This is a genomic window from Streptomyces sp. NPDC003038 (assembly GCF_040611115.1).
Taxonomy (GTDB): domain Bacteria; phylum Actinomycetota; class Actinomycetes; order Streptomycetales; family Streptomycetaceae; genus Streptomyces.
In genome coordinates this window covers 297,205-304,201 of record NZ_JBEXNN010000006.1, presented here as the reverse complement: position 1 = coordinate 304,201, position 6,997 = coordinate 297,205, and the positions used below count along the sequence as shown (strand labels likewise).

The following is a 6,997-nucleotide window of genomic DNA, read 5'->3' as shown; positions in this document are numbered from 1 at the left end:
GGCGCGCCACCCCCCCCCCCCCGCCGCCCGGGGCCCGCCGGGGCGCCCGGGCGGCTCCGCGCCCGCGCCCCGTACTCCTGACGGGGTCAGGGGCGGGAGCCCGTGAAGTGTTCCCGTACGAGGGACTCCACCACGGGGAGATCCCGGGCGATCAACGCTTCCAGCAGCGCCGAGTGCTCCGCCGCGTCGGCGACGAGATCCGCGCGCCGCACCCGCGGAGCGCCCGGCAGGGGCCATTGCGCCCGGCGGTGGAGTGCCTCCGCCACCTGGACGAGCTGGTCGTTCCCCGCCAGGGAGAGCACCGCGCGGTGGAACGCCCGGTCCGCCTCCGCGTACCCCGTAAGGTCCCCCGCCGCGGCGGCCTCGGCCGTGGCGGCGGCCGCCGGGCGCAGGGCCTCCCACGTGGCCGCGGGCACGGCGCGGGCCAGCCGCAGCATGACCGGGACTTCGAGCAGCGCCCGGACCTCGGCCAGCTCGGCCCGTTCGCGCGGGGTGCGGGACAGGACGCGGAAGCCTCGGTTGGGCAGGCATTCCACCGCCCCCTCCAGCGCAAGCTGCTGCATGGCCTCGCGCACGGGTGTCGCCGAGACTCCGAAGCGCTCGCCCAGGGCCGGGCCGGAGTAGATCTCTCCCGGCACGAGGTCGCCGTCGATGAGCGCCGCGCGCAGGGCGTCGAGGATCTGCCCGCGCACCGAATGGCGCAGCACCTTCCGTGGAACGTGCTGCGCCGGAATCGACGGCTGCGGCGACACCCTGGCCTGGGCCGCTTCGTGCACTCGGTCCTCCTACAGGTCTCGACCTGTCTTGAGAATAGGTGACGGGGTGCGGGGCGTGACGATACGGACCGATGGAGATCGGGTAAGGTAAGGCTTACCTGTTAACGATCGCGTGATTCGGTGGTCCGTCATGACCGTCATGGCCGTCAGTGCCTCCCCGTCCGCCCCGGCCGGCTCTCCGGTGGCGGATACCTACGCACGGCTGGCCGAGGTCTTCGCCGGACTGCGCGTCGTCGAGCGAGCCGCGCACGAATCCGCCCCTCGCGGTGCGGGGTGGGTCGGCGCGGACGAGCTCGCGGCCGGCGGGCCGGGACTGGACGCCTTCCTCGCCTGGGACAACGCCCAGATCCTGAGTGACTACGGGCACCAGGCCCGCCCCGATGTGGTGGCGACCTTCGGACTGCACCGGTACGCGTGGCCCGCCTGCCTGCTGATCACCCTGCCGTGGTTCCTGCAGAGGCGGGTCCCCCGGCTGCCGGCCGGGGCCGTGGCCTTCCAGCGGACCCGCGGCCGGATGGCCGTCGGCATCGAAGGCTTCGCCTGCCTGCCGGACGACCCGGCGGCCGCCCTGCCCGGGGCCCGGGTCGTGCCCGACGAGGAGGCGCTGCGCGAGGAGGTGCGGGCTGCGGTGGCCCAGCACTTCGAACCGGTGCTGGAAGGTTTCGGTCCGCGCATGCGGCGCGGCCGGCGCGCCCTGTGGGGCATGGTGACCGACGAGGTCGTCGAGAGCCTCTGGTACATCGGGCACCTGCTCGGCGAGGAGCAGCGGGCCATGGCCGAGCTGGAGGCGCTGCTGCCCGGCTCGACCGCCCCGTACACCGGGGGCGCGGGATTCCGTACGCTCTCCGGTCCGAACGGCGCGGAGCTGCCCACGCGGAACCGGGCCAGCTGCTGCCTCTTCTACACGATCCGCCCCGAGGACACCTGCGTCACCTGCCCCCGGACCTGCGACGCGGACCGCATCGCCCGCCTCACGGCGGCCGCCTCCGCCTGAACCCACCCGCAGGGGTGGCCGTATTCGAACCCAACCCGGTGCGTCCGATCCCCAGTTCGAGCCACAACACCCTATCCGGCGGGCCCCGCCCCCCGATGGCGTCCACTTGTCCCGAAAGCCGCGTGCACGGCGGACCCGCTGCGCCACTATGGCGCCCGGAAAGCCGCACAGCCGCATACGCGAGGCAAGGGACATCCGCATGAGACTGACCGACATATCGCTGGACTGGCTGCTGCCCGGCAGCCTGCTGATCCTGGGCGTGCTTGCGGCAGTTGCGGTACTGGCCCGTGGCAAGCGCGAAGGCGACAAGGCCGCGGCCGAGGACAGCTGGGAGCGCAGCGAGGAACGGCGGCGGCGCAAGGAAGCCGTCTACGGGACCGCCTCCTACGTCCTGCTCTTCTGCTGTGCGGCGGTCGCCGCCGCGCTCTCCTTCCACGGGCTGGTCGGCTTCGGCCGGCAGAACCTGAACCTCACCGGCGGCTGGGAGTACCTGGTCCCCTTCGGCCTCGACGGCGCCGCCATGTTCTGCTCGGTGCTCGCCGTCCGCGAGGCCAGCCACGGTGACGCGGCCCTCGGCTCGCGCATGCTGGTATGGCTGTTCGCGGGAGCGGCCGCCTGGTTCAACTGGGTGCACGCGCCGCGGGGCCTGGGCCACGACGGTGCCCCGCAGTTCTTCGCCGGCATGTCGCTCTCGGCGGCCGTCCTCTTCGACCGGGCCCTCAAACAGACCCGCCGGGCGGCGCTGCGCGAACAGGGCCTGATCCCGCGGCCGTTGCCCCAGATCCGGATGGTCCGCTGGCTGCGGGCGCCCCGGGAGACCTTCGGCGCGTGGTCGCTCATGCTACTGGAGGGGGTACGCACCCTCGACGAGGCCGTGGACGAGGTGCGCGAGGACAAGAAGGAGAAGGAGCAGGACCGCCACCGCAGGCGGGACCAGCAGCGCCTGGACCGTGCGCACTTCAGGGCGCTGGGCCGACAGAACCGGGCGTTCGGGCGTGCCCGCGCCCGGCAGGTCGACATCCCGGGGCTGGCCCCGGGAGCGGGCTCCGCGCCGGTCGGCGCGGAGCCCGCCATATCGGAACCGGGACAACTGCCGCCATTGCATCAGCTACCCCTGGCAGGATCCCCCGGCCGGCCCTCCCTCCAGGCCGTGACGGGGATCGAATCCACTGATCCGGGCGGTCTGCGGACGGTGGACCTCACCGCCGAGGACGACACCCAGACCCTCCCCCGGCTCGACTCACTGGAGCGCAAACTGAAGGATCTGGAGCAGCAGTTCGGCTGACCGGGCCTCTCCCGACGGACGCCGCGGGGCCCTCCTGTTCAGGCGGGCCCCGCGGCGTCCGTTTCCTCCAGTTCGAACCACACCACCTTGCCGCCGCCCCTTGCCGGGGAATCCACCCCCCAGGCGTCGGCGAGCTCCTGCACCAGCAACAGCCCCCTGCCGTGCGTACCGTGGTCGGCGGCCGGTACGTACGGCCGGGGCCGGCGGGCCGCGTAGTCCCGGACCTCCACCCGTAACCGGGTGGCGCCGAGACTCACGGACACCTCCGCGCCCTGGTCGGTGTGGACGAGGGCGTTGGTGACGAGCTCGGTGATCAGCAGCTCCGCCGCTTCGGCGGTGTCGGCCCGGCACCGGTGGCGCATCACCTCCCGTAACGCCCTGCGGACCTCGCCCACCGCCTTGAGATCCGCCCGGCGCACGCTTCGCGTGATCCGCAGCGTGTCCACCGCTCCCCCGTCCCCTGCGTACGGTTCGCGCGGTACAGGCCTCCCCCGCCACTGCTTTCCCGTTTTCGCCCCCACGCGCACCGCGATGTACCCCCCGCGTCCGTGTCGTTGTCGAACAGGTCTACGGGATGCATGCCCCCCGGACGGTTCCGCACTCCTGCGGGCTTAAGGGCGCGGCACGTTACGGAGGTTGGATCGAGCCATTTGGAGCATCCGGCCCACGCCGCCGTCCAGCACCATCTTGCTGGCGGAAAGTGCGAAACCGGTCACCATCTCGGCCTTGATCTTCGGCGGAATGGACAGCGCGTTGGGGTCGGTCACCACATCCACCAAGGCGGGTCCCTTGTGCCGGAAGGCGTCCTTCAAAGCCCCCGTGAGCTGCTTGGGCTTCTCCACGCGGACCCCGTACGCGCCCGCCGCACGGGCGATGGCGGCGAAGTCGGGATTCTTGTACGTCGTCCCGTAGGAGGGCAGGCCGGAAACCAGCATTTCCAACTCGACCATTCCGAGAGATGAGTTGTTGAAGAGGACAACTTTGACGGGCAGGTCGTACTGCACCAGGGTGAGGAAATCTCCCATCAGCATCGAGAAACCGCCGTCACCGGACATCGACACCACTTGACGGCCGCGGTCGGTGAACTGTGCGCCGATGGCCTGGGGAAGCGCGTTGGCCATGGAGCCGTGGCTGAAGGAACCGATGATGCGCCGCTTGCCGTTCGGGGAAAGATAGCGCGCCGCCCACACATTGCACATGCCCGTGTCGACGGTGAACACGGCGTCCTCGTCCGCCATTTCGTCGAGGACCGCGGCCACGTACTCGGGGTGGATCGGGGTGTGCTTCTCGACCTTGCGCGTGTACGCCTTCACCACCCCCTCCAGCGCGTCCGCGTGCTTCTTCAGCATCCGGTCCAGGAAGCGGCGGTCCGTCTTGGTCTTGACCCGGGTGTTCAGGGCCCGCAGGGTCTCGCGTACGTCACCCCAGACGGCCAGGTCCAGCTGGGAGCGGCGGCCGAGGTGTTCGGGCCGGATGTCCACCTGGACGATCTTCACGTCGTCGGGGAGGAAGGCGTTGTACGGGAAGTCGGTGCCGAGCAGGATCAGCAGATCGCACTCGTGCGTGGCCTCGTAGGCGGCGCCGTAGCCGAGCAGCCCGCTCATGCCGACGTCGTACGGATTGTCGTACTGGATCCATTCCTTGCCGCGCAGGGCGTGCCCGATGGGCGCCTTGACCCGGCCGGCGAACTCCATCACCTCGGCGTGCGCGCCGGCGGTGCCGCTGCCGCAGAAGAGCGTGACCCTGTCCGCCTCGTCGATCAGACGGACGAGCTTCTCGATCTCCCCCTCGCCGGGCCGCACCGTCGGGCGCGCCGTCACGAGAGCGTGCTCGACCGCCTTCTCCGGTGCGGGGAGGGAGGCGACGTCCCCGGGCAGCGCGACCACGCTGACCCCGCTGCGGCCGATGGCGTGCTGCACGGCCGTCTGGAGCAGCCGGGGCATCTGCTTCGGGTTGGAGATCAGCTCGCTGTAGTGGCTGCATTCGCGGAACAGCTGGTCGGGGTGCGTCTCCTGGAAGAAGGCGAGGCCGATCTCGCTGGAGGGGATGTGCGAGGCCAGCGCGAGGACCGGGGCCATCGAGCGGTGGGCGTCGTACAGGCCGTTGATCAGGTGCAGGTTCCCCGGTCCGCAGGAGCCGGCGCAGGCGGCGAGGCGGCCGGTGATCTGAGCCTCGGCGCCGGCCGCGAAGGCGGCCGTCTCCTCGTGGCGGACCTGGATCCAGTCGATGTCACCCGTCCGGCGGATCGCGTCCACCACGGGGTTGAGGCTGTCGCCGACGACTCCGTACATCCGCCGTACGCCGGCGCGCACGAGGATGTCGACGAACTGCTCCGCCACGTTCTGCTTTGCCATGAGGGGGCACCCTTTCCGGTCTCCGGTCCGGTCCTGTTTGTGCCTCCCATCCAGCCATGCGTGCGCCGGTTACGCCTCCCAGACCGCGGCGGCCGTCCGGTCGTCGGCGTACCCCTTGAGGCGGAGCTGGGTGTCCGCGAGGAAGGCCGCCAGGCCGGGCGGTTCCGGCTCGGCCCACCGCGCCGCGAGCTCGGCCGCGAGGACCGCCTCCTCCCGCATCGGCTCCGCGAGGCCGCCGGAGCACAGGAGCAGCGTGTCGCCGGGCCGGGCCACGGCCGCACGGAACCGGAAGCCGCCCCCGGCGGGCCCGGCCGGCCGGGGCGACTCGGCCGGACCGGCGGACGTCGGCTCATCCGGTCGGGCCTGTCCCCCCGACTCCAGGTCCTGCCACTGCCCCGCCCGGAGCCGGAACACCCCGCCCGCGCCCGCGCCGAAGCACACGCGGGTGCGGCATCGCGGATCCACCGGGAGGAGCAGGCCGCGCAGGCCGGCGCTGTACGCCTCCTCCGCGATCCCCAGCTCCTCGGCGTGGGCCCGCAGTCGGCCGTAGCCCCGGTCGGTGAGCCGCTGGAGGCCCGAGCGCAGGGCGTCGCGCCGCCCGGCCAGGATGTCGTCCGCCAGCCGCTCCCGGCTGCGCCCGACGGCCGCGGCGACGGTGCGGCACAGTTCGGCGGCGGCCTCCGCGGCCCCCGGTGCGGCCCGGTCCCCGCCGGCCAGGACCACGAGGACCAGGGCGTCGTCACCGCTGCCGAAGCGGGCGGTGAGCAGGAAGTCCCGGCGGGCCTCGCCGCGGAAGCGGGCGGAGTCCCCGCGCAGGGAGGCGGCGCGCAGGGTGTAGGTGCCGTAGCGGGCGCCTTCCAGGACGGTGTCGGGGGTCAGGCCGTCGAGGGCGGCCGGGTCGGCGGGAGGGAGCGCGCCCGGTTCGGCGGCGTAGGTGGGGGCGCGGTCGCCGAGGTGGTGCACCGCGGGGCGCCCGGCGGCGGCTCCGGGCTCGCGGTCGAGCGCCGGGTCCACGCCGGACCGGTCCTGGCGGCGGGGAACCCGCCGGCTCCAGGGCGGCAGCCCGATCGGCTGCACCGGCGGCACGTCCACATCCCCGAGGGCGTACCCGGTCGCCCCGAGCCGCGGATCTCGCCGCGGGGGCGGCGGGGCGGCCGGAAGCGGCGGGGCGGCGGGCGCGGGCGGCGGGGCGACGGTCGCGGCCGGAGGTCGCGCCTCCGGCGGGGGCGGCGGATCGGCGCGCGGAGGGGCGGCCGGGGGTGGGGGCAGGGTCGGCGGCGGGGCCGGGGGTGCTGGCGGTGCCGGGGGCGCCGTCGCGGCCTCGGCCCGGCGCGGGGACGGGAGGAACGGCTCCGTCGGTCCGGGCTCCGCCTCCGCGGACCGCGCGGGTTCCGGTTCCGCTCCGGGTCCCGGTCCCGGTCCCGGTCCCGGTCCCGGTCCCGTCACCATCACCTCCGCCGACCGGAACCGGTTGTCCAGCGTGTCCCCGGGATCAGGCTCCGGTCCCGTGTCCGGGCCCTCGTAGAGCTTCTGCCACCAGTCGTCCGCGCCCTGCTGACTCATGGCCTTATTGTCGGCCTTCCGCAGG

Annotated in this window: 6 protein-coding genes; 2 read left to right on the top strand and 4 right to left on the bottom strand. The window is 73.3% G+C overall.

Annotated elements, in window-relative coordinates:
* Positions 1–86 precede the first annotated feature (86 nt).
* Positions 87–776 carry a GntR family transcriptional regulator gene (locus ABZX75_RS10985; RefSeq protein ID WP_355409833.1) on the bottom strand — a complete coding sequence of 230 codons (690 nt, stop codon included), beginning with the start codon at positions 774–776 and terminating at the stop codon, positions 87–89.
* Between the two features lie 139 nt (positions 777–915).
* Between ABZX75_RS10985 and ABZX75_RS10980 the strand changes: the two genes are divergently transcribed.
* Entirely contained in the window at positions 916–1,770 is an 855-nt protein-coding gene (locus ABZX75_RS10980) for a (2Fe-2S)-binding protein (RefSeq protein ID WP_355409854.1), read from the top strand.
* A 199-nt stretch (positions 1,771–1,969) separates the two neighbouring features.
* The gene (locus ABZX75_RS10975) at positions 1,970–3,055 is read left to right on the top strand and encodes a DUF2637 domain-containing protein (RefSeq protein WP_355409832.1); all 1,086 of its coding nucleotides are present in this window, start codon (positions 1,970–1,972) and stop codon (positions 3,053–3,055) included.
* Between the two features lie 38 nt (positions 3,056–3,093).
* Here ABZX75_RS10975 and ABZX75_RS10970 read toward each other — a convergent pair whose 3' ends face one another.
* The 3 genes from ABZX75_RS10970 to ABZX75_RS10960 all read right to left on the bottom strand — a co-directional run bounded on the left by ABZX75_RS10970 (position 3,094) and on the right by ABZX75_RS10960 (position 6,972).
* Positions 3,094–3,501 carry an ATP-binding protein gene (locus ABZX75_RS10970; protein ID WP_355409831.1) on the bottom strand — a complete coding sequence of 136 codons (408 nt, stop codon included), beginning with the start codon at positions 3,499–3,501 and terminating at the stop codon, positions 3,094–3,096.
* 165 nt (positions 3,502–3,666) lie between these two features.
* A complete protein-coding gene (locus ABZX75_RS10965; RefSeq protein ID WP_355409830.1) occupies positions 3,667–5,409 on the bottom strand; it encodes a pyruvate dehydrogenase in 1,743 nt (580 codons plus the stop codon).
* 69 nt (positions 5,410–5,478) lie between these two features.
* Positions 5,479–6,972, bottom strand: coding sequence for a protein phosphatase 2C domain-containing protein (locus ABZX75_RS10960; RefSeq protein WP_355409829.1), 1,494 nt, complete (start codon positions 6,970–6,972; stop codon positions 5,479–5,481).
* Positions 6,973–6,997: the final 25 nt, after the last annotated feature.